This is a genomic window from Trinickia fusca (assembly GCF_003628145.1).
GTDB classification, from domain to species: Bacteria; Pseudomonadota; Gammaproteobacteria; order Burkholderiales; family Burkholderiaceae; genus Trinickia; species Trinickia fusca.
In genome coordinates, this window is record NZ_RBZV01000002.1 from 550,474 (window position 1) to 575,100 (window position 24,627).

Annotated in this window: 26 protein-coding genes; 11 read left to right on the forward strand and 15 right to left on the reverse strand. The window is 59.7% G+C overall.

Features of this window, described 5'->3' with window-relative positions; all coding sequences use genetic code 11:
* Positions 1–42: 42 nt before the first annotated feature.
* The 9 genes from D7S89_RS07215 (at position 43) to D7S89_RS07255 (ending at position 9,378) form a co-directional block, all read left to right on the forward strand.
* Positions 43–1,764, forward strand: coding sequence for a glycosyltransferase family 61 protein (locus D7S89_RS07215; protein WP_121276946.1), 1,722 nt, complete (start codon positions 43–45; stop codon positions 1,762–1,764).
* 278 nt (positions 1,765–2,042) lie between these two features.
* The gene (rfbF, locus tag D7S89_RS07220) at positions 2,043–2,816 is read left to right on the forward strand and encodes a glucose-1-phosphate cytidylyltransferase (protein ID WP_121276947.1); all 774 of its coding nucleotides are present in this window, start codon (positions 2,043–2,045) and stop codon (positions 2,814–2,816) included.
* Positions 2,813–3,889: a CDP-glucose 4,6-dehydratase gene (gene rfbG, locus D7S89_RS07225; RefSeq protein WP_183085116.1), complete on the forward strand. Its 1,077-nt coding sequence runs from the start codon at positions 2,813–2,815 to the stop codon at positions 3,887–3,889. The genes rfbF and rfbG overlap by 4 nt, the downstream gene beginning before the upstream one ends.
* 11 nt (positions 3,890–3,900) lie before the next feature.
* Complete coding sequence (gene rfbH / locus D7S89_RS07230; RefSeq protein ID WP_121277341.1) at positions 3,901–5,217, forward strand: lipopolysaccharide biosynthesis protein RfbH; 1,317 nt, start codon at positions 3,901–3,903, stop codon at positions 5,215–5,217.
* 3 nt (positions 5,218–5,220) lie between these two features.
* On the forward strand, positions 5,221–6,306 hold the full coding sequence (locus D7S89_RS07235) for an NAD-dependent epimerase/dehydratase family protein (RefSeq protein ID WP_121276949.1): 1,086 nt from the start codon (positions 5,221–5,223) through the stop codon (positions 6,304–6,306).
* A complete protein-coding gene (locus D7S89_RS07240) occupies positions 6,306–7,109 on the forward strand; it encodes a transketolase (protein WP_121276950.1) in 804 nt (267 codons plus the stop codon). Before D7S89_RS07235 ends, D7S89_RS07240 begins: the two co-directional genes overlap by 1 nt.
* Complete coding sequence (locus D7S89_RS07245) at positions 7,109–8,032, forward strand: transketolase family protein (protein ID WP_121276951.1); 924 nt, start codon at positions 7,109–7,111, stop codon at positions 8,030–8,032. Before D7S89_RS07240 ends, D7S89_RS07245 begins: the two co-directional genes overlap by 1 nt.
* Positions 8,025–8,435, forward strand: a complete 411-nt coding sequence (locus D7S89_RS07250) for a GtrA family protein (RefSeq protein WP_220702125.1) — start codon at positions 8,025–8,027, stop codon at positions 8,433–8,435. The genes D7S89_RS07245 and D7S89_RS07250 overlap by 8 nt, the downstream gene beginning before the upstream one ends.
* Positions 8,428–9,378, forward strand: a complete 951-nt coding sequence (locus D7S89_RS07255; protein WP_121276953.1) for a glycosyltransferase family 2 protein — start codon at positions 8,428–8,430, stop codon at positions 9,376–9,378. The genes D7S89_RS07250 and D7S89_RS07255 overlap by 8 nt, the downstream gene beginning before the upstream one ends.
* Positions 9,379–9,563: 185 nt before the next feature.
* On the opposite strand, the gene D7S89_RS07260 is transcribed toward D7S89_RS07255, so the two are convergent.
* From D7S89_RS07260 to rfbB, 5 genes are all read right to left on the reverse strand, one after another.
* Positions 9,564–10,973, reverse strand: a complete 1,410-nt coding sequence (locus D7S89_RS07260) for a hypothetical protein (RefSeq protein WP_121276954.1) — start codon at positions 10,971–10,973, stop codon at positions 9,564–9,566.
* 102 nt (positions 10,974–11,075) lie between these two features.
* Complete coding sequence (gene rfbD / locus D7S89_RS07265; protein WP_121276955.1) at positions 11,076–11,975, reverse strand: dTDP-4-dehydrorhamnose reductase; 900 nt, start codon at positions 11,973–11,975, stop codon at positions 11,076–11,078.
* Positions 11,976–12,025: 50 nt separating this feature from the next.
* Positions 12,026–12,577 carry a dTDP-4-dehydrorhamnose 3,5-epimerase gene (rfbC, locus tag D7S89_RS07270; RefSeq protein WP_121276956.1) on the reverse strand — a complete coding sequence of 184 codons (552 nt, stop codon included), beginning with the start codon at positions 12,575–12,577 and terminating at the stop codon, positions 12,026–12,028.
* Positions 12,562–13,455 carry a glucose-1-phosphate thymidylyltransferase RfbA gene (gene rfbA / locus D7S89_RS07275; protein WP_121276957.1) on the reverse strand — a complete coding sequence of 298 codons (894 nt, stop codon included), beginning with the start codon at positions 13,453–13,455 and terminating at the stop codon, positions 12,562–12,564. The genes rfbC and rfbA overlap by 16 nt, the downstream gene beginning before the upstream one ends.
* A gap of 11 nt (positions 13,456–13,466) precedes the next feature.
* Positions 13,467–14,528, reverse strand: a complete 1,062-nt coding sequence (gene rfbB / locus D7S89_RS07280; protein WP_121276958.1) for a dTDP-glucose 4,6-dehydratase — start codon at positions 14,526–14,528, stop codon at positions 13,467–13,469.
* 324 nt (positions 14,529–14,852) lie between these two features.
* On the opposite strand from rfbB, the gene D7S89_RS07285 reads away from it, so the two are divergent.
* Positions 14,853–15,701 carry a symmetrical bis(5'-nucleosyl)-tetraphosphatase gene (locus D7S89_RS07285; RefSeq protein WP_121276959.1) on the forward strand — a complete coding sequence of 283 codons (849 nt, stop codon included), beginning with the start codon at positions 14,853–14,855 and terminating at the stop codon, positions 15,699–15,701.
* A 52-nt stretch (positions 15,702–15,753) separates the two neighbouring features.
* Here the strand turns inward: D7S89_RS07285 and D7S89_RS07290 are convergent, their stop codons facing one another.
* The 8 genes from D7S89_RS07290 to D7S89_RS07325 all read right to left on the reverse strand — a co-directional run bounded on the left by D7S89_RS07290 (position 15,754) and on the right by D7S89_RS07325 (position 22,476).
* Positions 15,754–16,611: a lysophospholipid acyltransferase family protein gene (locus D7S89_RS07290; protein WP_121276960.1), complete on the reverse strand. Its 858-nt coding sequence runs from the start codon at positions 16,609–16,611 to the stop codon at positions 15,754–15,756.
* Between the two features lie 39 nt (positions 16,612–16,650).
* Positions 16,651–17,928, reverse strand: coding sequence for a dihydroorotase (locus tag D7S89_RS07295; RefSeq protein WP_121276961.1), 1,278 nt, complete (start codon positions 17,926–17,928; stop codon positions 16,651–16,653).
* A gap of 55 nt (positions 17,929–17,983) precedes the next feature.
* Positions 17,984–19,015 carry an aspartate carbamoyltransferase catalytic subunit gene (locus D7S89_RS07300; protein ID WP_121277342.1) on the reverse strand — a complete coding sequence of 344 codons (1,032 nt, stop codon included), beginning with the start codon at positions 19,013–19,015 and terminating at the stop codon, positions 17,984–17,986.
* Between the two features lie 136 nt (positions 19,016–19,151).
* Positions 19,152–19,667, reverse strand: coding sequence for a bifunctional pyr operon transcriptional regulator/uracil phosphoribosyltransferase PyrR (pyrR, locus tag D7S89_RS07305; protein WP_121276962.1), 516 nt, complete (start codon positions 19,665–19,667; stop codon positions 19,152–19,154).
* Complete coding sequence (gene ruvX, locus D7S89_RS07310; RefSeq protein WP_121276963.1) at positions 19,660–20,088, reverse strand: Holliday junction resolvase RuvX; 429 nt, start codon at positions 20,086–20,088, stop codon at positions 19,660–19,662. Before ruvX ends, pyrR begins: the two co-directional genes overlap by 8 nt.
* Positions 20,085–20,663 (reverse strand): YqgE/AlgH family protein, encoded by a 579-nt coding sequence (locus tag D7S89_RS07315; protein ID WP_121276964.1) that lies wholly within the window; start codon positions 20,661–20,663, stop codon positions 20,085–20,087. The genes ruvX and D7S89_RS07315 overlap by 4 nt, the downstream gene beginning before the upstream one ends.
* A 248-nt stretch (positions 20,664–20,911) precedes the next feature.
* Positions 20,912–22,258: a hypothetical protein gene (locus D7S89_RS07320; RefSeq protein ID WP_121276965.1), complete on the reverse strand. Its 1,347-nt coding sequence runs from the start codon at positions 22,256–22,258 to the stop codon at positions 20,912–20,914.
* 47 nt (positions 22,259–22,305) lie between these two features.
* Positions 22,306–22,476, reverse strand: coding sequence for a rubredoxin (locus D7S89_RS07325; RefSeq protein WP_025527884.1), 171 nt, complete (start codon positions 22,474–22,476; stop codon positions 22,306–22,308).
* Between the two features lie 198 nt (positions 22,477–22,674).
* Here D7S89_RS07325 and D7S89_RS07330 point away from each other — a divergent pair, with 198 nt between their 5' ends.
* Positions 22,675–23,541 carry a hydroxymethylpyrimidine/phosphomethylpyrimidine kinase gene (locus D7S89_RS07330; RefSeq protein WP_121277343.1) on the forward strand — a complete coding sequence of 289 codons (867 nt, stop codon included), beginning with the start codon at positions 22,675–22,677 and terminating at the stop codon, positions 23,539–23,541.
* A 73-nt stretch (positions 23,542–23,614) separates the two neighbouring features.
* Here D7S89_RS07330 and D7S89_RS07335 read toward each other — a convergent pair whose 3' ends face one another.
* Positions 23,615–24,139 carry a helix-turn-helix transcriptional regulator gene (locus D7S89_RS07335; protein ID WP_121276966.1) on the reverse strand — a complete coding sequence of 175 codons (525 nt, stop codon included), beginning with the start codon at positions 24,137–24,139 and terminating at the stop codon, positions 23,615–23,617.
* Between the two features lie 2 nt (positions 24,140–24,141).
* Positions 24,142–24,423: a hypothetical protein gene (locus tag D7S89_RS27735; RefSeq protein WP_121276967.1), complete on the reverse strand. Its 282-nt coding sequence runs from the start codon at positions 24,421–24,423 to the stop codon at positions 24,142–24,144.
* Positions 24,424–24,627 lie beyond the last annotated feature (204 nt).

A 24,627-nucleotide genomic window follows, 5' to 3' on the forward strand; every position in this document is an offset into this window, starting at 1 on the left:
GGGCATGAAGCAGGAAAGCAATCGAGACAGCCCGCCACGACGATGAAATTAAAATCAGATCTGGTCAAATCCTACTTCATAAAGCTATTTTCCCTACTACACATAGTCGATAGGGACTATTATTTGGCACGCTATCCGGATGTAGCGGCAACGGGAATCGACCCCGTAGAGCATTATCTGTTATTCGGATTTCGCGAAGGCCGGTCCGCCAACCGAGCAGCCGGGCGCATTCGTGCTCTAACACGGAAGATACTGCATGTCTGCATCGCGCGCCTCATCGGATTCGATCCGGCATTTTATCTGGCGCAATACCCGGACGTAGCACTGGCAGGGGTCAATCCACTCGGCCATTATCTTGGATATGGAATTCTCGAAGGTCGCTTTCGCAACGCGAATATCGCGCGACGCAAGAAGGCCACGATTCTCTTGACCGTCCTCATGGCGTCGACGAGGAAGGGTGCGCGCGCGGCATTGTTACGCTGCCGCCGCGAGTTCGCGTTCGAACTCGCGAAAAGCGGTGCAGGCGTTCGAGTGCGCTCGGTGATCTGGTTTGAGCGGATTCTCTCGCGCTATGCCAAACGGAGCATATTCACTCAATGCCTCCCGGTGGCGGATGTATCGAAGGAACAGTTCGATTGGATATCGATCACTCACGTCGAGCCCGCTTCGCAATATTCGTTCGTCGAGCCCGAAATCATCGACGAGCCAAACCCTCGCCCTCACAGAACCGTTCAGGTACCGGCCAAGTGGGTGGCATCGGTCGACAATGCCCTGATCATCGGCGGCTTTCAGGTTGTAGCGCAGGATCATTTCATCCTGTACGAGCCGGCCGGCGACCCCCATAGCGACTTTGTCGCAGGGAGCTGGCCCTACGTACAAGGCATCACGGGCACCCCTGCCGTTGCGCTGTGGTATCAGTATGAACGTCGAGTGGAGCTCGATGAAGCGATTCTGTTAAGTGGGCGATGCAGCCCCAACTACTATCACTGGCTGATCGAGTACCTTGGCCGTCTCTACACGGTTAGCCAACTCGAGGCGCTACGCAATGTCCCGCTGATCGTGGATGCCGACATGTATCCGCAGGAATTCGAGTCTCTGGCTGCCATCTGCCCGGACTGGCCCATCTATCGACTCGAGCGCGGCACGCTGTTGAAAGTGGCCAGGCTTCACATTCCGTCGATTTCGACTTTTCTGCCGGACAGCGTTCGCATCCCTTTCTGGCAGGGAAGCGCACTTTGCCACTCGACGTTGGCCTTCTTGCGCGACGCCGTCTTCAAACGATATGAAATACGTCTCGTCAAACCAACAAGAAAAATCTTCCTGGTCCGCCGGGGCGCGCGGACCATACTCGATATCGAACAGATCGAAAGCGCGTTGACGAATATCGGTTTTGAATGCATCGATACGGGAAAATTGACTTTCGAGGAGCAAGTGCGACTCTTCGCCGAGGCAGCAATGATCGTCGGCCCGATGGGTGCAGCGTTCACTAACGCCATCTTTTGTCATCCAGAATGCAAGGTCCTCGCCCTGACATCGCCATATGGGAAGCGATTCTGCCTTCAAGGGAACCTGGCATCGTTTGCGGGTAGTCAGTACAAGATTTTTGCCGGCGGACATCCGTCCTACGAACCTGGCGACGAATATGCCATGGAGGATGTTGCGTTCGTGCATTCAAGCTTCAGCGTTTCGTCGCAGCGGCTCGTCGCGGAGATCCTTGACTGGGGGCATGAAGCGAAACAGGACGGGATCGCCACCGCAAGTTGATCAAGAGCCGTCGCCGCAGGCCAAAGGCCGGGGACGGCCTGGCAACCCGTGTCGGCATGTTTTGGACTCGCGTATCATTGCGTTTTTGTCATGCGAACTGCGGTGACGTTTCGCCAGTGCGGGCGGATGTTGCCGCCTATGCTGAAGGTTGCATGCGTGGAGGCTGACGCCCTGCCTTGATCGGACCGAACGCTTGATCGGCTCGCCGGCCCGCATTGTAAGCCGTTGGCCGCGAAGCGACACTTGTGACAAGCACTTCAATCAATCGAACACCATCAATGAAAGCAGTAATCTTAGCCGGCGGACTTGGCACGAGAATCAGCGAAGAAACGAATATCCGTCCCAAGCCAATGGTCGAAATAGGTGGCAAACCGATCCTCTGGCACATCATGAAAATTTACTCCCATTACGGGATAAATGACTTCATTGTCTGCTGCGGCTATAAGGGCTACCTGATCAAGGAATATTTTGCCAACTATTTCCTCCATATGTCTGATGTAACGTTTCATATCCGGGAAAATCGGATGGAAACGCATCAGCAGTACGGTGAGGATTGGAAGGTCACGCTGATCGACACCGGCGAGACCACGATGACCGGTGGCCGCTTGGGTCGAATCCGAAGCTATCTCGCCGACGAAGACGCCTTTTGCATGACGTATGGTGACGGCGTGAGCAACGTCGACATTTCAAGTCTCGTTGATTTCCACCGACGGCACGGGCGCTTGGCAACGCTCACAGCGACCCACCCGCCTGGACGTTTCGGCGCGCTCGATATGGAAGGCGACCAGGTTGCATCGTTCAAGGAAAAGCCCAAAGGTGACGGCGGGATGATCAATGGCGGCTTTTTTGTCCTTTCGCCCAAAGTGCTCGACCTCATCGCGGATGATCAAACCGTCTGGGAGCGCGAACCACTGGAACGCCTGGCGAACGACCAACAGCTGTCGGCGTTCCGTCACGACGGCTTCTGGCAACCGATGGACACCTTGCGGGACAAGAACTATCTGGAAGAGCTCTGGCAAAGCGGCAAAGCGCCGTGGAAGGTGTGGAAATGAATCGATCGTTCTGGCGCGGCAAGCGCGTCCTTGTCACGGGGCACACCGGGTTCAAGGGAAGCTGGCTGTGCACCTGGCTTCAAAGCCTCGGGGCGGACGTCACGGGCTATGCGCTTAGGCCGGCCACCCAGCCCAATTTGTTCGATGTCGCACAAGTAGGCAATGAAATGAAGTCGGTGATCGGCGACATCCGCGATGCAGATGCCCTGCAAGCAGCTGTTCGCGACGCTGCACCGGAGATCGTCATCCATATGGCTGCCCAGCCGCTGGTTCGCTACTCCTACGCAAACCCGGCGGAGACATACGGCACGAATGTGATGGGGCTCGTCAACTTGCTTGAAGCGGTTCGCGCAACGCCATCGATCCGCGCGGTGGTCAACGTGACGAGCGACAAATGCTACGAGAACCGGGAATGGGTATGGGGCTACCGAGAGTGCGACCCGATGGGGGGGCACGATCCCTATAGCAGCAGCAAGGGATGCGCGGAGCTCGTCACCTCGGCGTACAGGAGCTCGTATTTTTCGAGCGAGCGCTATCAGGACCATGGCGTCGCCCTAGCCAGCGCTCGCGCCGGGAATGTCATTGGCGGCGGCGACTGGGCCCAGGATCGGCTGATTCCGGACATCATCAGATCGATCCAACGCGGCGAGCCTGTTCGCATCCGCAATCCAAAGGCGATTCGGCCATGGCAGCATGTACTTGAACCGTTGAGCGGATATCTGGAGCTCGCCGAACGCCTATTCACGGTCGGGCCGGACTTCGCGGAAGGGTGGAATTTCGGCCCCAACGAATCCGACGTCAAGACCGTGGAATGGATCGTGGATCGATTCACCTCCCTATGGGGTGACGGGGCAAGCTGGCAATTCGACGAAGCACCGCATCCGCATGAGGCGACCTATCTGAAGCTCGATTGCTCCAAGGCGGCCGCACGGCTCGGTTGGCATCCCCGCTGGAACCTCGAAACGAGTCTTCACCGCATCGCGACCTGGCACAAAAACCATGCCGCCGCGCAGGATATGCACGCAGTCGTCCTCTCGCAAATCACCGAATTTGAAAATTGTTACGTAGGTTGAATATGGAATCTCTGGACAAAGACGCATTGCGTCACAAAATTCTTGCACTGGTCGCGCAATACGGTAATTTGTCGGAGCAAAGACCGGCATTCGAGGGCGGCGCCATGGCCATCCCTCCCTCGGGCAAAGTCATCGGTGCACGCGAAATGGAATTGATGGTCGAGGCCTCTCTCGATGGGTGGCTGACCACGGGCCGCTTCAATGATGCTTTCGAGCAGCAACTGGCCAAGTTCCTTGGCGTCCGGCATTTGCTGACGACCAATTCGGGCTCGTCCGCCAATCTGCTGGCGTTTTCGACGCTGACGTCGCCGCGCCTTGGTGAACGGGCGATCAAACCGGGAGATGAAGTCATCGGTGTTGCCGCAGGCTTCCCCACCACGGTCAATCCGATCATACAGTTCGGCGCGGTTCCGGTTTTCGTCGATATCGACATTCCGACCTACAACATCGATCCGGCAAAGATCGAGGCGGCAATCGGCCCGAAGACAAAAGCCATCATGCTCGCCCACACGCTCGGCAATCCTTATAACCTCGATGTGGTGGTCGAACTGGCCCGGAAGCACAATCTTTGGCTCATCGAAGACTGTTGCGATGCATTGGGGTCAACTTATAACGGAAAGCTGGTTGGTACGTTCGGCGATATTGGGACGTTGAGCTTTTATCCCGCGCACCACATCACCATGGGCGAAGGTGGCGCAGTATTCACGAATCATTCCGACCTGAAGCCGATTGCAGAGTCGTTCCGCGATTGGGGACGCGACTGCTACTGCGCGCCGGGCAAGGACAATACGTGCGGCAAACGGTTCTGCTGGAAGCTCGGCGAGCTTCCAGAGGGGTATGACCACAAGTACACATACTCGCACCTCGGGTACAACCTCAAAATCACGGATATGCAGGCCGCATGCGGTCTCGCACAACTGGAGCGGGCCCCCGAATTCATCGAGGCTCGTAAGCGGAACTTCAAATTCCTGAAGGAACGTCTCAAGAGCTGCGAGGATTTCCTGATCCTTCCTGAGGCAACGCCAAACTCTGATCCGTCCTGGTTCGGATTTCCGATCACGCTTCGACCGTCTAGCGATGTCCGGCGAGTCGACTTCATTTCATATCTCGACCAGTACAAGATCGGCACGCGCCTGCTTTTCGCGGGCAATCTGATTCGTCAGCCTTATATGATCGGACGCAACTATCGTGTCAGTGGCGATCTGTCCAACACGGACATCGTCATGAACGACACGTTCTGGATAGGCGTTTATCCCGGCCTTTCCCAGGAAATGCTTGAATTCGTCGTCGCAAAGATTGAAGCGTTCTTCGGCGTCAACTTCGATTGATCGATGACTGCGCTCATCAATGCCCCCCCTTCCCAAGTGCGACGAATCTTGCACGAAGATTTGCAGTTCATTGCACAAACAACGTCCGAGGACGTATGGGAACGCCTGCGCGGCCGCCGGCTGTTCATCACCGGCGGCACGGGGTTTGTCGGCTGCTGGTTGCTCGAGGCGCTCGTCTGGGCGAACCATAAGTTCGAGCTAGGCGTACACATCGATGTGCTGACGCGGCGCCCCGATGCGTTCACCTTGAAAGCGCCGCGTTTGGCAAACGATCCATCGATTCGCCTAATACAGGGCGACATGAACGATCTCGCGTCGATGGGTGGACAGTACGACCTGGTCGTTCATGCCGCCACCGATGTCGTATCTCCTAGCAGCGACCCCTATGTAGCGTTCGATGCGATCGTCAACGGCACGAGTCAGGTGCTGGACTTGGCCTCTCGCGCCGGCGCTCAACGCTTCCTGTATGTCAGTTCGGGCGCGGTGTATGGACGCCAGCCCACCGACATGCCGGGCATGGCCGAGAATTACTGCGGGGCGCCGAGCATCGACGATCCCCGAGCGGCTTATGGACACGGCAAGCGCGTATCGGAATGGCTGGTCCGTAGCCTTGCCCGGCGACATGGCATCGAGCCGGTGATAGCGCGGCTGTTCGCGTTAGTCGGCCCATATCTTCCCCTTGACGCGAGATTCGCGGCGAGCACTTTCATCAGCGATGCGCTGGCTGGCAGACCCATCACGGTCACGGGGGACAGGCGCACGGTACGCTCGTACATCTATTGCGCCGATATGGCGGTCTGGCTGCTCACGCTGCTCGCGAAGGGCGAGGCATTTGGAGCCTACAACGTCGGCTCGGATCAGCCAATAACGATAGGAGAACTGGCAAGCCGCGTCTCGGAGCGCTTCGGAAGCGGCATGCCCGTCAATTGCTTGGCCAGCTCGAGCACCGGATCGGACGATGAGCCTGCGGAACGTTACGTGCCGGACACCCAAAAAATCCGCAGCGACCTCGGCCTCCAGCTGTACACATCGCTGGACACCGCATTAGCCAGAACAATTTCCTGGTTTCGTGAAGAACAGGCCCTCTGATGCTTCGATTTACACCCACTTCTCTGCGCAAAGCCGTCCTCAGGATGGCTTATGCCGGCTCGACAGTACACGTCGGGTGTGCATTTTCAATCATCGAAATCTGCGCCGTCCTGTACCGCAACCATCTGCGCTATCCAGGCTTCGATCCACGGGCCCAGGATCGCGACTATCTGGTGTTGAGCAAGGGACACGGCGTAATGGCGCAATATGCGTGTCTCCACGAATTGGGCTGGATCGCCGACGACGAGTTGGACCGCTACTTTGGCGACGGCACGCGACTCAAAGGCCTCTCGGATGCGCACGTTCCCGGATGCGAAGTCACGTCGGGCTCGCTAGGTCACGGACTGTCGGTCGGCGTCGGCCTCGCCATGGCGGCCAAGTTGCGGAACACGGATCAGCGTTGCTACGTGATCGCCGGCGACGGCGAAATGAATGAAGGGACCATGTGGGAGGCGCTGCTCTTTGCTCGCCATCAAAAGCTCGACAATCTCACGCTCATCATCGACGAGAATGGATTTCAAGCCATGGGGCGAACCGATGAGGTGCTTGGGCTCGGCGATCTCGCCCGCAAACTGGAGTCGTTCGGGTTCGAATCGCGCACGGTGGATGGACACGATGAGCAAGCACTCGACGACGCGGTCCGGGCGCTCAATGCAAGCCGAAACGATCGTCCGAAGGCAATCGTCGCACGGACCGTCAAAGGGAAAGGCGTGTCCTTCATGGAAAATGAAAATGCCTGGCATTACACGCGATTGAGCGCCGATACGTTCGCTCAGGCGATGGTAGAACTGGAAGAACGATAATGCGAGCAACGTTTTCACACGCAATTGTCGCGGCGGCCAAATCGGATCCGCGGGTTCTCCTGCTAACGGGAGATCACGGATATGCGCTATTCGACGATTTTCGCCGTGCTGCGCCGGCTCAATTCATCAACGCCGGCGTTGCCGAGCAAAACATGGTCGGCGTCGCGGCCGGTCTGGCGAAAGCGGGCTTCAAACCCATCGTGTACGGCTTGAGCGCGTTCGTGCCTGTGCGCGTGCTCGAACAGATCAAGCTAGACGTCTGCTACGAGCAACTGCCGGTTGTGTTCATCGGCGATGGCGCCGGTGTCGTATATAGCAGCTTGGGCGGCAGCCATCAATCGCTTGAGGACATCGCTGCGCTGCGCGCTTTGCCGCACATCGACATTCTCTCACCAGCCGACGCCTACGAAATGGCATTTGCAATGGCTCACGCATTGCAAAGTACACGGCCTGTGTATGTGCGAATGGGCAAGGCGGATCTCGGCAACGTACATGACAAACCCATCACCGCACCGATCGGAGATCTCCTTCCGTTGCGCGCCGGGCGTCCAGGCAGTGCTGCGATTGTCGCCACGGGATCGATGGCTCGAACGGCTTTAGCGCTGTCCGAGACGATTCCCGGCGCAGGTGTCTGGAGCGCGCCGTCAATCGCGCCCATCAATTACACGCAGGTGGAGACGATCGCACGCTCAGTGAATACGCTGATCGTTCTGGAAGAGCATTCTTCGATAGCTGGCTTAGGCGGTCTCGTCGCGGAAATTGTCGGCGAGATGATGGATGGCCGGTGTCGCGTGATCCGATTGGGTGTGGACAGCCGCTTCTCCCAGTACTGCGGAACTTATCAATATCTGCTGAAAGAACATCGCATCGACGTCGAATCGCTGCGCGCGCGTCTGGTTGAAAAAGGTGTCACCTGTGGCTAGCGAACTACCGGCCGCACAAGGATCAATGCGCCAGCGACTTGTTTCCTCGCAGTTTCTGCGCTTCCTGCTTGTCGGACTGCTCAACTCGCTGTTCGGCTACGGATGTTTTGCGGCATTTCTCGCATGCGGCTTGCATTACACGTTCGCACTGCTTGTTGCGACCGTTATTGGAGTGCTGTTCAACTTCAAGACGACAGGCAAACTGGTCTTTCGGTCACACTCGAACAAGCTCATCTTTCGATTTGTTGGCGCTTATTGCATCGTTTATGCGACAAATCTTTCGTTGATGAAAGCAATGCTGATGATCGGAGTGAACACCTATATGAGTGGCGCTGCACTGCTATTGCCGATGGCAGCGTTGTCCTTTTTCCTCAATAAAAAATTCGTGTTCAAACATGACTAAGCTAATCAGCATCGTAACCCCGTGCTACAACGAGGAAGACAACGTGGAGGAGCTGGCAGCTCGCATCGCAGCGACGATGGCCACGCTCCCCTATCGCTACGAACATATCTTCATTGACAATCACTCGACTGACCGCACGGTGGAGCTCGTCAAGAAGCTCGCGGCCGCAGATCATCGCGTCAAGTTGATAGTCAATGCAAGAAACTTTGGGCACATACGGTCGCCGTTTCACGGGATTCTTCAATCGACAGGCGACGCGTGCATTCTAATCGCATCGGATCTGCAAGACCCGCCTGAAATGATTCCAGAGTTCATCAAGCAATGGGAATCAGGCTACAAAACCGTGCTTGCCACCAAACCGGAAAGCGAGGAATCAGCTGCGATGTTTCTCGTCCGCAAAGTTTATTACAGACTCGTCGCACGCATTTCCGACGTGCCCCTGGTGAAGAACGCGACGGGGGCTGGGCTCTTCGACCGGGCCGTCGTTAACATTCTTCGTCAAGTCGACGACCCCTACCCGTACTTCCGCGGTCTTGTCTGCGAAATCGGCTATCCGATCGCCACGGTTCCCTTCAAGCAACCCAAGCGCAAGCGCGGCATCACGAAGAATAACTTCTATACCCTTTACGATATCGCGATGCTTGGCATCACGAATCACTCCAAGGTTCCTCTCCGATTGATGGCTCTAGGTGGATTCGCGATGTCCATCCTCAGCATGGCATTGGCTTTTATTGCGCTGATTGCCAAGCTTTTGTTCTGGAATCGATTTCAACTTGGCATCGCACCAATCATGATCGGCATGTTTTTTTTCGCATCCATCCAAATGCTGTTCATGGGCCTGCTTGGCGAATACGTCGCGGCGATCTATACCCGCGTGCGCCGCCTTCCATTGGTGGTTGAGCTGGAACGCGTAAATTTCAAAACTGACGAAAATTCTGATTGACCCATTCCATCGCCAAGAGCGGTGAAATATATGCCGTCACGTCAGGCAATGCCACCCCATTCGACTCCATTCGAAAGCCTACCTTGTCCGCAAGCGATCGTTCGCCAGCGTTCTTTGCATCGGTGGCCTGAGCGTCGACGATGGGGCCACGCACATGAACGTGGCCCCCTATATCAGGGAACCCATCAGGTCCGGGAACTCCGCTCGCTTTCGGAGTAACACTCCTCGCCAACGCTCACCGCACCCGCGAGGCGTTTGCGCAACGAGAACTGGCTCCATGCAATTGATGCGAGCATGATGCACATGACAAGACCGTATATCTTAATCAGATAGAAGTAGCGCACCTCGAACTGAACCAACGAGAAGATGACAAAAAATCCACCGAAGAAAGATAAATTCGCCCAAAGCAAGATGGGCCAGACAGGATGCTTTCTCGTTGCCCCCAGCAGTGGCACTATCATGACAACACATGCCATTAGGACCAAGTTTACGATGCGCTCCACCAATGACGCGGGGTATCGAATCAAGGACATATTTCGCGGCGATGCCATCCAATAGTCCGGGACCAAGGAAAGCTTGATGCCGTACCATTCAGGCATATGATGAAGGAAGGCCTTGAAAAACAAAGATTTCTCGGTTTTTCCACAATAACCGGGCTCCAGGCGGCACGCCAAATTCCCTCCCCCGGCAATTACAAACTCCCCGTCACCGGCAAGCAAAATCTCGTTCGAGCTCAGAGCATTCTGGATCACGATATCCATCGTCTGAACCCAGCCCATCCCTCCTCTGTCATGGTAGTTGCGAATACGCCACGGTAGCATCAGGACGTGTGCCACCATAAGCGCAACCAACAGTGACCTGACAATGACTGTGGCTTGATGCTTGGTTTGTGCGGCACCGCGCACGATTTTGACGGCTTGCCATAAAACCAAGGGCACTGCCACGGCCGTTGCAGCCAACATCAGTGATTCGTACTGTGAGCGGAAATAGGCTGCCACGGCAAGAAAAAGACCTGCTAGGACAGCCCATGCGAGCCGCTCGGCTTGAATAGCCCGCAGCACAAGCAATACCCCAGACAAGAAGCTCGCAACCGAAAACGCCTCACCTAAAATTACACCTGCCGGCTCGACTAAAAAAATACGTGCAACCGGAAATAGAAATAATATAAATGGCGCCACCTCGGATGCCACACGCCCGATTAGCGGCCTCAAAAAATCTCGCTGCAGCAGCAACATGACGCCGAGAAAGGCGCAACAAAAAAATTCCAAGACAAAGATAATCGGCACATCCGCGCCAAATACTTTCAGGATGCCGGCTTCCAAAAAAATAAAGCCGGGCGGCCAAAGATGAAAGATCCAAGCGTTATCACCAGAAAGCTGCCCATGAGCCGCAATATCCTTTGCGGCCGTCCCGAATGAGCGCGGATCGTTCCAACCAACCAATCCATCTACAAGATGATCAACCGAGGCCATAAGCCTGGGCAAAGGCCATCCGTCCCTCATGAACAAACCGATTATGAGGAGCACGAGAAAACTGAAAGCGAAATACAACCAGGATGGGGTTTTCTTCAATGGAGTCTTTTCAAATCGCATCATTCGAATACCGGCCAGGTCGACCGGTCAGAGCACTCGGAGCACCAACAACCACTCATTCTTTCCAGCGCGCGAGCAGGCTGCATTTCCGCACGCCAATCCCGGCTACGACGCCGTCAAGCAAAGGGCAAGGGCTTCGCGCCAGTCCGGCGGCGCAATGCCGAACGTCGCCAAGAATTTTTCATTCGAAAGCCGGGAATTTTTCGGCCGCCTTGCTGGCGTAGGATATTGCTCGGTACCGATCGGGTTGACTTTGGGGCGCACGGCAAGCGTTGCCAGTTCAAAGATCGCTTCGGCAAATCCCGCCCAGGAGGTATGGCCGGATGTGGTCAGGTGATAAATGCCCGATTTCTCCGCCCACCATTGGTTGTCGTTTGCATACCTCAGGAGCCCCAATGCCGCAACATGGGCGGTCATCGTCGCCAGCGTATTCGACCAGGTAGGCGCACCGATCTGGTCCGCAACAATTTGCAATTCCGGCCGCTGTTCGGCAAGTCGCAACATCGTACGCAGGAAGTTCTGGCCACGTGCCGCATACACCCAACTTGTACGGAATACCATGTGCATTGCGCCAACCTGTGCGATTGCACGCTCGCCTGCCAGCTTGCTCGCACCATACACGCTCAGCGGGCTCGTCGAATCATCCTCTAGATAGAAGCCTTCCTTGCTCCCGTCGAAAACATAATCGGTCGAATAGTGGAAGAGTACCGCGCCAACACGCTTTGCCTCTTCGGCAAGTATGCCTGGTGCCTCGCCGTTGATGCGCATCGCGGCATCGGCATCTGATTCGGCTCGATCAACCGCCGTATAGGCTGCAGGATTGATAATCAGTTGCGGCTTGACGTCCCGCACGACCCGTCGAACCTGATCGAAATCGGCCAGGTCGAGCGTACGCCGATCCGCCGCAACTACCCGCCCAAGCCCCTGCAAACTGCGCAGCAATTCGAACCCGACTTGACCAGTGGTTCCTGTTACCAGAATGGTACGTTCCAGAGGATTGGGCATAAGAAAATGATCAGGAGTCCATGATTAGCGCGGCATGCCTGCCGCTGATTTCACGCGTAAGTCTCGCATTCCGAGAGACGCAAGGCAGCCTTGTCCTTGGCTGCCAATGTCGGCTCGAAATCAATAGGCCATTCGATACCGATTGCCGGGTCGTTCCAGAGAACACTTCGCTCATGCTCCGAAAACCAGTAGTCCGTCGTTTTGTATAGGAAATCAGCCGTCTCCGACAAAACGAGGAAGCCATGTGCGAACCCCGGGGGGATCCATAGTTGCCGCTGATTTTCGGCCGAAAGAATGACGCCTTCCCACTTCCCGAAAGTCGGTGAACTTCTTCGGATATCGACAGCAACGTCGAAAACCTCGCCGTCCACGACGCGCACGAGCTTACCCTGCGCGTGCTCGATCTGATAGTGCAGCCCGCGCAGCACGCCCTTCCGCGAGCGCGAATGGTTGTCTTGAACGAACTCGACGCCGGCCTGGACCTTCTCGGCAAACTCGCGAGCATTGAAGCTTTCAAGGAAGAAACCTCGCGCATCGCCGAATACTTGCGGTTCGATGAGTTTCACCTCGGGCAAGGCGGTAGCGGTTACTTGGATGGCCATGCCACTTGATCCATAAGAAGGTTCTTCAGATACTGCCCATAGGCGTTCTTTGCGAGCGGCTCGGCGAGCTTGCTCACCTGTTCCGCGCTGATCCAGCCACGGCGGAATGCGATCTCCTCGGGGCAGGCTACGACGAGCCCTTGCCGCTTCTGCAACGTCGCGATGAAGGTAGCGGCTTCGATCAACGAATCATGCGTGCCGGTGTCGAGCCACGCGTAGCCACGGCCCATGATTTCCACATCGAGCGAACCATCGGCAAGGTAGCGCGAGTTGACATCGGTAATCTCGAGCTCCCCGCGAGCGGAAGGCTTGATGTCCGCCGCAATGTCGCACACGCGGTTGTCGTAGAAATAAAGGCCTGTCACCGCGTAGTTCGAGCGCGGCGACTTGGGCTTCTCCTCGATCGACAGCGCACGGAATTGCTTGTCAAACTCGACAACGCCGTAGCGCTCGGGATCGTGCACGTGATAGGCAAACACAGTCGCCCCGGCGTCTTTCCTTGCGGCCCGCTCCAGCTGCTTCGCCAGATCATGTCCGTAAAAGATGTTGTCACCGAGAATCAGCGTCGACGGATCGTTGCCGATGAACTCCTTGCCGATGATAAATGCCTGCGCGAGACCGTCCGGCGAGGGCTGCACCGCATATTGAATATTCATCCCCCATTGGCTGCCGTCCCCAAGCATCGCTTCAAAGCGCGGTGTGTCTTGCGGTGTCGAGATGATGAGTACATCCCGAATGCCGGCCACCATCAGCGTCGACAGCGGATAGTAGATCATCGGTTTGTCGTACACCGGCAGTAGTTGCTTGGAGACGACGTGCGTAATCGGGTAAAGCCGCGTGCCAGATCCACCGGCGAGAATAATGCCCTTGCGTGCCATGACTTCAGCCTTTACGCGCGCTGCGCGTAATTCGTCTCGACCCACTTCCGGTATTCGCCGGAAGCGACCTCGTCAACCCATTCCTGGTTGTCCAGGTACCACTGCACCGTCTTTGCCAAGCCTGTTTCGAACGTTTCCGCGGGCTTCCATCCAAGCTCCCGCTCAAGCTTGCGCGCATCGATCGCATAACGGCGATCATGTCCCGGACGGTCCTTCACGAAGGTCATCTGATCACGATAGGAGCCGGCCGCTTTCGGGCGCGCTTGATCGAGCAGATCGCAAAGCGTATGGACAACCTCGATGTTCTTCTTCTCGTTCCAGCCGCCTACGTTGTAGGTTTCGCCCGGCTTGCCACGTGCCAGCACCTCGCGAATCGCGGCGCAATGGTCGCCCACATAGAGCCAATCCCGCACGTTCTGGCCGTCGCCATAGACGGGCAGCGGCTTGCCTGCCAACGCGTTGGCAATCATCAGCGGAATAAGCTTTTCCGGGAACTGATAGGGACCGTAGTTGTTCGAGCAATTCGTCGTCAGCGTCGGCAAGCCGTACGTATGGTGATACGCACGCACCAAATGATCCGACCCCGCCTTCGTCGCGGAATACGGGCTATTGGGCGCATAGGGCGTCGTTTCGGAAAATTGCGGGTCCGTTGAGGACAGCGAACCGAACACTTCGTCCGTGGACACGTGAAGGAAGCGGAACGCCGCCTTGTCGGCATCGCTCAGCCCAGTCCAATAGTGGCGTGTCGCCTCGAGCAACGCAAACGTACCAACGACGTTGGTTCGCACGAAATCTGCCGGACCGTGAATCGAACGATCTACATGGCTCTCCGCAGCGAAATGCAGCACGGCGCGCGGTTTGTATTCCGCAAAAAGCTTCGCGAGCGCTGCATCGTCACAGATATCGACCCTGGCAAACACGTGCTTGGGGTTGCCCTGCAGCGACTTGAGCGTGCCGAGATTGCCCGCGTAGGTCAGCTTGTCGACGTTGAGAACAGCCTCGTCCGAGTGCCGCAACCAGTCAAGCACGAAATTGGCGCCGATGAAACCAGCACCGCCTGTAACCAGGATCATGGAGATTTCCTTCTGAAAAATTCGGATGTCCGCGCTTGGGTAGTAGTATGTGCGCGTGCGCGACGCACACCCAAGCGGTGGCCTTGGCCATTTCCACTGCATCTATCCGATGGACGCAGCAAACGCAGAATACAAGGGGCCGCACGCCCCCTCTCCGCCGTCTTGACCGATGGCAATTATAAAGGCCCGACGACCAAAATCCTCTAACGTTCACCGGACGTGGATAACGGCATAAGAAATGTCGTATCACCGAGACGTTTGCCGGGTCCGAGCTTGACTTGACGAATGCGCATCAGCCGCGCTCATGGAGCCGCCCCCTTCCCAATGACTGCCCCCCCCTCTACCAGTCCCTTCGCCTTCGGCGACCTCCAAGGCTGCCACACGCCGTTTCGACGCCTACTCTCGCAACTGCCCTCGCACGATACGGTGCCGTTGTGGTTCGCGGGCGATCTCATCAATCGAGGCCCCGATTCGCTTGCCACGCTGCGCGACGTAGCCGCGCTGGGCTCGCGCGCGCAGGTCGTGCTTGGCAACCACGACCTGCACCTGCTAGCGGTCTCGGCCGGCATCCGACGCCTGAAGGGCGGCGACACGCTCGCCGATGTGCTGGCTGCACCCGATGCGGCCGAACTGCTTGAATGGCTGCGCCATCGCCCGTTTGCGCATTTCGAGAACGGTATGTTGATGGTTCATGCGGGCGTGTTGCCGCAGTGGGATGTCACGCTTGCGCTAGAGTTGGCCGACGAGTTGCAGCGCGCACTGCGCGGACCGAGGTGGAGAGAAGCCTTGACCGATCTGTACGGCAACGATCCACGCCATTGGACGCCCGATTTGAAGCGGGCCGACCGTCTGCGCGTCGCCTTCAACGCCTTCACGCGCATTCGGTTTTGCACGCCGGACGGCTCGATGGAGTTCGCGTCGAACGGCGGTCCGCAATCGGCGCCGCCAGGCCACGTGCCGTGGTTCGAGGCGCCCGCGCGCCGTACGTCGGACGTCACCCTCGTGTTCGGCCATTGGGCCGCTCTGGGCCTGATGCTGCGCGAACGACTGATCGCGCTCGATTCGGGCTGTGTGTGGGGGCAGCGTCTGTCGGCCGTACGGCTCGATCAGAATCCGTCCGATCGCGTTGTCATGCAAGTCGAATGCGACGGATGCGGCGCGCTCGCCGAATGAACACGGCGGCGCGTCGGGAACTAGCATCGGCACCGCCTGACGCTCACGCCACTCAGTGACGCGGCCTCAAGCTGCCTTCGATGGCCCCATCGCCATCGCGATCGTCGGCCTGCTGCGATTCGCCGGCCTCGATCACACCTGCAACGGCATTGGGCCGTTCAAGCGCCGGACTCACGCGCGACTGCATCAGCGCCAGGCTTGCCGCCACCGCTTCATGTGCTTGCGCCGACAGTGAGCGACGGTCCGCTGCGGGCTCAATCGGTGCCCCAACATACAAATGCGCCGTCACGGGGCCACTGCGCAGGAGCGTATCGAGAGACTCGGCGAGCGACGTATCGCCGATATAAGCGGGCGCCGTCGTCTGACGGCCTTGCGCGTCCTCGTACAGCAGGCAGATGGGCTGCACGTGGCAACCGGCCGAAACGGCCGACTGGAACAGATTCGCATGAAACGGCAGCAGCGCGAGGCCGTCCGACGTAGTGCCTTCGGGGAACACGCACATCGTTTCGCCGGCAGCCAAACGTTCGGCCATTTCGTGCATCGTGCGCTTGGCGTCGCGACGCTTTTCGCGTTCGATGAATACAGTGCCGAGCCGAGTCGCGAGCCAGCCAACGATCGGCCAATGCCGCACCTCAGCCTTCGAGACGAACGGCGTCGGCCGCCAGGCATTGATCACGTAGATGTCGATCCACGAGATGTGATTGCCGACGACGAGCGCGCCATGCTCGAGCCGCGTCTCGTCGTGGTGAACGACGAGGCGCACGCCGGCGAGCCTCAGCAACTTGAGCGACCAGGTGCGCGTCATGTCACGCTGCCGCGCTTGCGACATGCGCGGGAAGTGGATCGCGACGATCCACAAACCGTGAAGCAGGTGCAATCCGAGCCGCAGCTTCGCTAGCGTAGTTCTCATCGCGATCTGTCCGTTGCTCCGTTGTATCGTATCGTCGCGTTACGCTTGCTCGAACGCCACGCGTCCGGCCACGATCGTCGTACGCACGCGTGCCGGCAATTCGTAGCCCAGGAACGGCGTGTTGTGCCCTTGGCTTCTGAGCACGCGCGGCTCGACGCGCCAATGCGCCGCCGCATCGAATACGCACAGGTCCGCCGCCGCACCGGCTTCGATCCGACCCGCCGGCAGCTTCAGCACGTTCGCGGGCGATACCGTGATGCGGCTCAACGCTTTCGCGAGTGGCACGCCCGCTTCCTCGGCCCACTTCACCGTGAGCGACAACAGCAGTTCGAGCCCCGTGGCACCGGGCGTCGCCTCGGCGAACGGCAGCAGCTTTTCGTCGTCGTCGACCGGCGTGTGGTCGGAGCAGATCGCGTCGATGGTGCCATCGGCGAGACCCGCGCGAATCGCCTCGCGATCGCGCTGCGAGCGCAGCGGCGGATCAAGCCGGAACTGCGCATCGAAATAGCCGATGTCGAGGTCGATCAGATGCACGTGATTGACCGCCACATCACACGTCACCGGCAGCCCTTCCGCCTTTGCCGCGCGCACGAGCGCCACGCCGGCCGCGGAGGAAAGTTGCGACAGGTGCACGCGCGCGCCCGTCACACGCATCAACTCGAAAATCGTATGCAGCGCGATGGTTTCGGCGGCAACGGGTACGCCCGACAGACCGAGCCGCGACGCCAGAGGGCCGCTCGCCGCGACGCCCCCCTTCGCGAGACAGGTGTCCTGCGGCCGCAGCCAGGCCGTAAAGCCGTAGGTGCTCGCATATTGCAGCGCGCGCAACAGCACGCGTGTATCGCCGATCGGCGAGTCGGCCTGCGAAAAGCCGATGCAGCCCGCTTCGGTCAGCGCGACCATTTCGGTGATGACCTCGCCTTTGAGGCCCACCGTCAACGCGCCGAGCGGATGCACATGCACGCGGTTCAACTTGCCCGCGCGAAACTTCAGCATCTCGACAAGGCCGGGCTCGTCGAGAATCGGATCGGTATCGGGCGGACAAACGAGGCTCGTCACGCCACCCGCGAGCGCGGCTGCCGTCTCCGACTCGAGCGTCGCCTTGTGCTCGTAGCCGGGCTCACGCAGCCGGGCCGACAGATCGACGAAACCCGGGGTCAAATGAAGCCCCTTCGCATCGATCGTCTTGTCGGCCTGAAAGTCGGCCGGGGCGGCGCCGATGGCCGCAATCTTCCCGCCCGCAATGAATACGTCTGCCTGTTGCTCGGTGCCCGCCGCCGGATCGATCAGCGTGCCACCTTGAATATGAATCTTCATGCGCTGCCTTTGTTGTCTTGCGTCGCGATTTCGTTCGTCGATGGTCTCGCGCGGCTCACTCGTTGTTGCCCGCGACGATGCTCATCACGGCCATGCGCACCGCGATACCGAACGTCACTTGATTGAGGATCACCGATTGCGGGCCATCGGCCACCTGCGAGTCGATCTCGACACCGCGATTCATCGGGCCGGGGTGCATCACGATCGCATCGGGCTTGGCACGCGCCAGGCGCTCCGGCGTCAGCCCCCAGCTCTTGAAGTACTCCTGCGCCGACGGCAGCAGCGCGCCGCTCATTCGTTCGTTCTGCAAACGAAGCATGATGATGACGTCGACATCCTTGAGGCCTTCGTCGAGATCGTGGAACACACGCACGCCCATCTGCTCGAGGCCGCCAGGCAACAGCGTGCGTGGACCAATCGCACGCACTTCGGGTACGCCGAGCGTCGTGAGTGCATGGATGTCCGAGCGCGCGACGCGCGAATGCAGGATGTCGCCGACGATGGCCACGCGCAGGTTCGTGAAGTCGCGCTTGTAATGGCGAATCGTGTACATGTCGAGCAGCCCTTGCGTCGGGTGCGCATGCCGCCCGTCGCCGGCGTTGATCACGTGCACGTGCGGCGCGCAGTGCTCGGCGATCAGATACGGCGCACCGCTCGACGCATGACGCACGACGAACATATCGGCATGCATCGCCGACAAGTTGTTGATCGTGTCGAGCAGCGATTCGCCCTTGCTCGTCGACGACGCGTTGATGTTCAGGTTCAGCACGTCGGCCGACAGACGCGTTGCCGCGATCTCGAACGTCGTGCGCGTGCGCGTCGAGTTCTCGAAAAAGAGGTTGAACACGGATTTTCCGCGCAGCAGCGGCACCTTCTTCACCTCACGGTCGGTCACGCTGACGAATTGCTCGGCCGTATCGAGAATGTGTGTGACGATCGCGCGCGGCAGGCCTTCGATCGACAACAAGTGTTTGAGCTCGCCGTTCTTCGTGAGCTGCGGGTTGCCCTTGAGGAAGCCGTAGCGAAAACGTTCGGCCGATGCGGCGGCGTCTGCGTTATCGGCACGCCCCGGGGTGACGGTGTTCATGATCTGCCTGATATCCAACGTGGGTTTCGTCTCTCGCGCGCCCTGTCCCGCGTTTGCGGGCACCGGTATGGCTGCCCTGGCAAAAACGCTGACGTTCGCGCGCTATCGTTCGTGTTCGTCGTGCGTAGCAAGCGTGCTAGCTTGCGCGCGGCTCCGTACGAATCGTCAATTGCATGTCGGGGCCGCGCTCGAGCACGAGCGTCGTGCCGGCATCGAGATCGACATGTCCGCCGACGAATCGTGCCGCGATCGGCAATTCCCGCCCGCCGCGCTCGGCCAGCACGGCCAGGTCGATCGCCGCAGGTCGACCGTAGTCGTACAGCTCGTTGATGGCCGCTCGCACTGTCCGCCCGGTGTACAGCACGTCGTCGACCAGCACGATGCGCCGATTGTCGACGTCGAACGGCAGCGAGGTCGGGCTCGCCTGGCTGTGCAGCCCCTTCTTCGCGTAGTCGTCGCGGTGCAGCGCGACATTGACGACGCCGAAGCGCTCGACGCCGAGATCACGCGCGAGGCGCTCGGCCAGCCACGCACCACCGCTATGTATGCCGGCGAGCACCGGGCCGTCGGACGCCCCGAACGATGCGCCGTAGACATCGCGAATCTGCCCGAGCAGGACGCGGTATAACGCTTCGGCGTCAATGCTAGTCATCGGAAAGTCCGTCCAGATATTGTTGAAGAATGATGCGGGCCGCTTCGGCATCGAGCATCTGGGCTTGCGCATTGCCTTGCCGGATACCGACCTCCGCTTCGACTGACGTATAGCGCTCGTCGACCCAATTCACGGGCAGATTGAAACGCCCGTTCAACTGATTGCCGAAGCGCGTAGCAAGCCGCGTCATTTCGTGTGGCGAGCCGTCGGGATGGCACGGAACGCCGACGACCAGCGCATCGGGTTTCCATTCGCCGATCAGCTTGCCGACGGCTTCGAAGCGGTATTCGCGGTTGTGATTGGGAACGACGACGAGTGCGCGGGCCAGACGCGTCAGCGAATTGCCGATCGCGACACCGATGCGTTTTTCACCGTAGTCGAACGCAAGCAGCGTCGCCTCACGCCCGACCGGTCTGCTCATGCGTGACCCGCGTCGCCCGAGAGCATCGATGGCGATACGCCAAGCAGCGCCAGCGCTGCCTCGAAACGGTCTTCGGCTGGCACGTCAAAAACGATCTTCGGATCGGCTTCGACAGTCAACCAACCGTTTTTGGAGATTTCTTCCTCGAGCTGGCCCGCACCCCAGCCAGCGTGGCCGAGGGTCAACAAGAAACGCTGCGGTCCCTTGCCGCTTGCCACGGCCTCGAGCACGTCCTTGGAGGTCGTCATTTCGAGACCGCCCTTGACCACCATCGACGAGGTATACGTGCTTCCCTCGACCGGCTCGTGCAGCACGAAGCCGCGCTCGGTTTGGACCGGCCCACCGAAGTAGACGGGGACGTGCAGAAGGGGCTCGATTTCGAGCTTCAGATCGATGCGGCTAAAAAGCGATTCGAGATCGATGTCGGTGGGCCGGTTGATGACGAGCCCCAGCGCACCGCGCTCAGTGTGATCGCAAAGATAGACGACCGTTCCAGAAAAAGTCGGATCGGCCATGTTCGGCATGGCGATCAGGAACTGGTTGGTCAGATTGATGCGATCGTTACTCTTAGGCATAGTTCGAATTTTAGCAAAGACGGTGCGGGATATCCGCCTCGACTGTGGGCCGAGCGCCACTGGACGAAGGTATCGAGCCCGATCAGGCCGCTCGTGCCCAGCGACGCCGGGCCTTTTACCGCACTCTATCACGCACAGGCACGGTCGCCTCTCTGCCGAATGGCCAGGTGCGGGGCCGACCGACAGCCTAGGCGGAATCCGTTGTGCGTCGACGCGAGCGATCAAGCAATGGCGGGGGCGAGCGCGCGTCAAGCGCGCTCGATAGCCTGGGTTAGCGCACTCAGAGCGAGCGTGGAATCAGGCGGCGCCACGCCGGCCGCGACGCGCAGCAGCATAGCGCGCAGCGTTTCGGCAGCCTGATCGATGGCTGTACAGACAGGGCCTGGCCCCGTCGCACCAGACTCGAGCGCGTGAGCGCGCCGACGCCATGCCAGGCCCAGCGCGTCGGCGAGCATGGCGACATGGCCGAGCCCGAGCGCCCAGGCGGCCGCGCCGACACGATACGCGGCCACGCAAGCTTGCGTGGCCGCTGCGGGGCCGGCTTCGGCTGCCCCGCCCGACCCGCCGTCGCGGCTCGCCAGTGCAACCATCGATGCGTCGGCCGTCTGGAGGAAATCCTCGTAGGCGTAAGCATTCACCGACAGCACGCCGAGCTCCCGCACGACCGAGGCATCGCCGGTTGCCGCCTGCTCCGCCGCGGCCGCATCCGCCTCCCACAAGGCTTCCGAAGCCTGCGTGCCGGCGACATGCCAAGCCACCGTCAAGCCGTAATCGTTGACCAGCTCCACTTGCTCGGCGTCTTCGGCCGCTGCGCCGAACAGCGCATAGTCGCGCCAGAGCAGCGCGAGCGCCGCGCGGACGAACGAGCGCGGTGCGAGGGTGAGCCCACGCATCTGATCGGCAAGGACGAGGTTACATCGCGCATAGAAGCGCTTGGCCTCGGCGTCGCCCGTCGTGGCGCGCCCTGTTGCGCGCAGTGCACGTGCACAGCCGGCTGCCAGGCGCCAGACGTCGTAAGGGTCGGGGCCGCCGAGCTCGGCCATGCACACGTCGAGCTCGTCGAGCGCATCGGCCATCCCGTCCGTGCCCCGAAGCACCGTGAGCAGCGCGCTTTCGTAGCGGGCGCGCACCGGCACGAGACTCGCTGCGGGCAGCGAGCGCATCGTCGCGGCCGGCATCGGTCGACCGGCCAGGGCAAAATCGTCGTATGCAACGATGAAGCCGTTCGTATGCTGCGCCACTCGGGCGTTCAATGCCTGATAGTGCGCGAAGAGCGTCGGCGAGCACGTGAGCTCACGCAAATTGCGACGCGCAAGCGCAGCCTGAAAACCGCTGAGCGCGGCACCGAATCGCGCCTCGAAATCGCCGGTCGCAAAAGGCGAAGCGAGCAGCAGCGCATCGACAAAGCGCTGCGCCGACAGCCATCCGGCTTGACGCAATGCTTGCGCGGCCCGCAGAAACGGGCCCGAGATCGTCATGTGCGCCTCGAAAGCGCGCTGCGCATCGGCCAGCGCGCTTTCCGCCTCGCGGACGGCGGCACCACGCGGATTCGGCAATGCGTCGAAGCTTGGCGGGTTCGGCGATGTCATAGGCATGCAAGGCGTAGGCTGGCGAAACGGCACCTGCTGGCCGCCCGCTGGCGTCAGATCTGCACCATCTCGAAGTCTTCCTTACGGGCGCCGCACTCGGGGCAGGTCCAGTTGATCGGGACATCCTCCCAGCGCGTACCCGGGGCTATGCCCTCCTCGGGCAAGCCGGCCTCTTCGTCGTAAATCCACCCGCAAATGAGGCACATCCAGCTTCTATATTCCATTCTTTTGCCGCGTCGAAAGCCGTTGATCAAAGAGCCATGATGGTACCGTTTTAGGCCCGCACTGGCTAGGAATCCGCCTCCGTATAGGGGACGGCGCGCGTAGCATGCCACGGAACAGGATTAAGCCGCATAATTGAGCGTTACCGCGCAATGTGCGCGCTGGCCGAAACGGCCTCACTCCTTTCGCATCAATTCCCCATGCATAGTGCCGCCCCTCCGATTGTTCTCACCTTCGGGCTCTCCGACCCGACAGGCGGCTTTGGCCTTCAGGCCGATCTGCTCACGCTTGCGAGCATGGGTTGCCACGGCGTGTCGGTACTGACAGGCTACACGGTGCGCGATTCGGCCAACTGCGACGAAGTGACCGGGCTCGACCCCGATGTCGTCGCGACGCAAGCGCGCATGCTGCTCGAAGACATGCCGATCGCCGCGTTCAAGGTTGGGGCCGCGACCCGCGCCGAAGTCGTAAGCGCGATCGCCGAAGTCGTGTCCGACTATGACGACATCCCGCTGATCCTCGCACCCGATTTCACCGTCGATGACGAACACGTGCTCGCCGCCGACGAGCTGCGCGAGTCGATCGCCGACTTGCTTGCGCCGCAAACCACCGTGCTCGTTGCCGATCATGCGACGCTCGTCGCGCTCGCCCAGCCTGACGGCGACGCCGAGCAACCGAGCCTCGATGCCGCAATCGCGCACCTGCTTTCGCAGGGCACGGAGTACATTCTGTCGACTCAAACGGGCTCGCATCGGCTCGTCAATACGCTGTTCGGCGAGGACGGACAACTGCGCCAGGATATGTGGGACCGCCCGGCCCACCGCATGATGGGCATGACCGACACCCTGGGCGCAGCCGTCGCGGCTTTGCTGGCCAATGGGCAGGAGCCCGCGGAGGCATCGCGCGAAGCGCAAGAGTATCTGTATCAGGCCGTGCGCCACGCGTTTCGTCCTGGCATGGGCGCCTATCTTCCCGATCGGTTCTTTTGGGCCCGCGATGACGGCAGTGACAGCCCCCGCCGGCAACCCAACGCGGATGCGCCGCGTCACAAGCAGACCCGGCAGTAGCGCCGCGCGCGTTCCACCGGCATTTCGTTCGGCCCCGGGCGACAATGACCCCCAATCCAATCGCTCCTTTCGCCTATAGCACGAGCTCTCGCACCTCCCGACGCATGCTCGGGACGAGTCGGCGAACCGCCTTGGCCAGATTGATCTGCATCGCGGTCGTCGCCACTTCGACCAGATCGGCGCGCAGCTCATAGGCGCCTCGCGTCTCGAGCCAGGCCAGGATGTCTGCAAGGTGCCAGATGGCCGTACTCCCGTCGTGAACCGGTGCCGGAAAGCTCTGCGCATGCGCGATCATCAGCTTGCGCATGTTTTGACGCGTGACGCCCACGGCGTCCGCAGCATCGGTGAGCCCCACATAATCGGGCACCGCTTCGATGAGGCGAGCTTGTGCGATTGCGCGCTTGACGTCGGCAAGCGCACTCATGAATGCCGCATGCGCCGACTCAGCCTCGCGGGTGAACTCGAGCGCGACACGACCCGCCTGTCCCACACCGATTAGCGCATCGTCGCAGCCGGCCTCTCCAAGGCACTCCATCAGCGCATCGGGATCGTAGCTGCGATCGGGAAGCTGGTACTTCAGGGTAAAAGTGTATTCCATCGCTATTCCTTGCTTCGTGCCGGCTTGCAACCGATTGCGAATCGCCCGTGCATGGCACAGTTATCGACGACTCGCTTCAACGCTCGCGCGTGATTGCCGGCATTGCGTGGGGTGCTCCATACGCCTGCAATGCAGAACTCACCGCAACGGCATTCGTCGCTGTTGTAAGGGCAGTAGATCTTTCCCCAGGCGTGCGCCCCGCCCACCTCCACCGACCAACCGTTCTGTTCCGCATATCTGAGCGCCTGCTCGACCTCTTTCTTCGGATGAGGCGGGCGAGTCATGCGAGCACCGGAAGGCCAACGATAGACGGGAACGAAAAAGTTGTCAAATGACAACTTTTTTGAAACAAAAAAGACCCTGAATTCAAGGGGATGGAGTAAAGGGGGAATTGTGCGAACAAGGGTTGCATCAGCGCTCTCCTGGAAGGGTTCAGCAGAAAATGTTGCCGAAGCCTCCCGGTTCGCACCATCGACCGGATGGGTAGG

Bases quoted from the DNA above. Each gene is read 5' to 3' on its own strand.
- D7S89_RS07215 (WP_121276946.1), top strand. From the start codon at position 43: ATGAAATTAAAATCAGATCTGGTCAAATCCTACTTCATAAAGCTATTT.
- rfbF (WP_121276947.1), top strand. From the start codon at position 2,043: ATGAAAGCAGTAATCTTAGCCGGCGGACTTGGCACGAGAATCAGCGAA.
- rfbG (WP_183085116.1), top strand. From the start codon at position 2,813: ATGAATCGATCGTTCTGGCGCGGCAAGCGCGTCCTTGTCACGGGGCAC.
- D7S89_RS07235 (WP_121276949.1), top strand. From the start codon at position 5,221: ATGACTGCGCTCATCAATGCCCCCCCTTCCCAAGTGCGACGAATCTTG.
- D7S89_RS07240 (WP_121276950.1), top strand. From the start codon at position 6,306: ATGCTTCGATTTACACCCACTTCTCTGCGCAAAGCCGTCCTCAGGATG.
- D7S89_RS07245 (WP_121276951.1), top strand. From the start codon at position 7,109: ATGCGAGCAACGTTTTCACACGCAATTGTCGCGGCGGCCAAATCGGAT.
- D7S89_RS07255 (WP_121276953.1), top strand. From the start codon at position 8,428: ATGACTAAGCTAATCAGCATCGTAACCCCGTGCTACAACGAGGAAGAC.
- D7S89_RS07260 (WP_121276954.1), bottom strand. From the start codon at position 10,973: ATGATGCGATTTGAAAAGACTCCATTGAAGAAAACCCCATCCTGGTTG.
- rfbD (WP_121276955.1), bottom strand. From the start codon at position 11,975: ATGCCCAATCCTCTGGAACGTACCATTCTGGTAACAGGAACCACTGGT.
- rfbC (WP_121276956.1), bottom strand. From the start codon at position 12,577: ATGGCCATCCAAGTAACCGCTACCGCCTTGCCCGAGGTGAAACTCATC.
- rfbA (WP_121276957.1), bottom strand. From the start codon at position 13,455: ATGGCACGCAAGGGCATTATTCTCGCCGGTGGATCTGGCACGCGGCTT.
- rfbB (WP_121276958.1), bottom strand. From the start codon at position 14,528: ATGATCCTGGTTACAGGCGGTGCTGGTTTCATCGGCGCCAATTTCGTG.
- D7S89_RS07285 (WP_121276959.1), top strand. From the start codon at position 14,853: ATGACTGCCCCCCCCTCTACCAGTCCCTTCGCCTTCGGCGACCTCCAA.
- D7S89_RS07290 (WP_121276960.1), bottom strand. From the start codon at position 16,611: ATGAGAACTACGCTAGCGAAGCTGCGGCTCGGATTGCACCTGCTTCAC.
- D7S89_RS07295 (WP_121276961.1), bottom strand. From the start codon at position 17,928: ATGAAGATTCATATTCAAGGTGGCACGCTGATCGATCCGGCGGCGGGC.
- D7S89_RS07300 (WP_121277342.1), bottom strand. From the start codon at position 19,015: ATGAACACCGTCACCCCGGGGCGTGCCGATAACGCAGACGCCGCCGCA.
- pyrR (WP_121276962.1), bottom strand. From the start codon at position 19,667: ATGACTAGCATTGACGCCGAAGCGTTATACCGCGTCCTGCTCGGGCAG.
- ruvX (WP_121276963.1), bottom strand. From the start codon at position 20,088: ATGAGCAGACCGGTCGGGCGTGAGGCGACGCTGCTTGCGTTCGACTAC.
- D7S89_RS07315 (WP_121276964.1), bottom strand. From the start codon at position 20,663: ATGCCTAAGAGTAACGATCGCATCAATCTGACCAACCAGTTCCTGATC.
- D7S89_RS07320 (WP_121276965.1), bottom strand. From the start codon at position 22,258: ATGCCTATGACATCGCCGAACCCGCCAAGCTTCGACGCATTGCCGAAT.
- D7S89_RS07325 (WP_025527884.1), bottom strand. From the start codon at position 22,476: ATGGAATATAGAAGCTGGATGTGCCTCATTTGCGGGTGGATTTACGAC.
- D7S89_RS07330 (WP_121277343.1), top strand. From the start codon at position 22,675: ATGCATAGTGCCGCCCCTCCGATTGTTCTCACCTTCGGGCTCTCCGAC.
- D7S89_RS07335 (WP_121276966.1), bottom strand. From the start codon at position 24,139: ATGGAATACACTTTTACCCTGAAGTACCAGCTTCCCGATCGCAGCTAC.
- D7S89_RS27735 (WP_121276967.1), bottom strand. From the start codon at position 24,423: ATGACTCGCCCGCCTCATCCGAAGAAAGAGGTCGAGCAGGCGCTCAGA.